At 61.6% G+C, this 852-nt stretch carries 1 protein-coding gene and 1 pseudogene; one reads left to right on the top strand and one right to left on the bottom strand.

The window, feature by feature from the left end; all coding sequences use genetic code 11:
* Positions 1-155: 155 nt before the first annotated feature.
* A pseudogene (locus PSU4_RS30960) lies at positions 156-317 on the top strand (transposase); the annotation flags it as partial.
* Positions 318-520: 203 nt separating this feature from the next.
* On the opposite strand, the gene PSU4_RS32080 reads toward PSU4_RS30960, so the two are convergent.
* On the bottom strand, positions 521-852 hold a 332-nt coding region (locus PSU4_RS32080; protein WP_222596468.1), incomplete at its 5' end, for a hypothetical protein.

Consider the following 852-nt stretch of genomic DNA (forward strand, 5'->3'; position numbering starts at 1 on the left):
CCGACCACGAAGCCGGCCCCGACACACCATCCAACTCGCCGACCTCGACCCGCCTCCGCACCCAGCGCTGGTCGGTTGATCTCACCGCCCAGATCCAGGCCAGTTTCACTGCCGCGGCGATGGAGCGCAGGTGCCGCAGCGCCGCGCTGCACTGACGCCGCGACGTCATGGCCTACTTCGACCACCGAGCATCCAACGGGCCCACCGAAGTCATCAACGGACGCCTCGAAGCACTTCGACGCAACGCACTCGGCTTCCCAAGCCTGATCAACTACCGGATCCGGTCGCTACTGCATTGCTGCGCCCTCGCACTCTGATGACCTGAGTCGGGCGACCAATTGGCAACTTTGCGCGCGCACTGGCGTCTGTTGTTGACCTATGACACGACCTCAATTGATCATGTGTGAAGCGGTGTAAGCCAGTGACCTGCGGAAACAGGGACAGCTCACGTGGCGACATGGCTCGGCGCATGCCTGATCGTCAGCTACAAATCGTCTGCATGGGCGCCCGCCGGCCGCGTTCATGGTAACCATCTGGCGGCTGTTCTCGGGAAGAAACTATAGGTCAGCGCGTTTCGGTCAACAATTTGCCGACGAGTTGTCCTGACTCGGGTCTGAAGCCGGAAGAGCCAGTAAAGTACGTGAGTATGAGCGTCCTCGTGAACGTCGACAATTTCGTCCGCGCCGAGACCGACCGGATGTTCTTCGACATCCAGCGGGATGCAGGTGGTGTGAATGTGCTCCAGCACAAGCGGATGCCGGCGCCGATCGATGAGTAGACGGTGGTCCGCTTGAATCGCGACACCCTCTACGGCTTCGCGATCGTGGACCTGCGCGGCGGTGTCACGCTCTG

It is taken from the genome of Pseudonocardia sulfidoxydans NBRC 16205 (genome assembly GCF_007989085.1).
Lineage (GTDB): Bacteria > Actinomycetota > Actinomycetes > Mycobacteriales > Pseudonocardiaceae > Pseudonocardia > Pseudonocardia sulfidoxydans.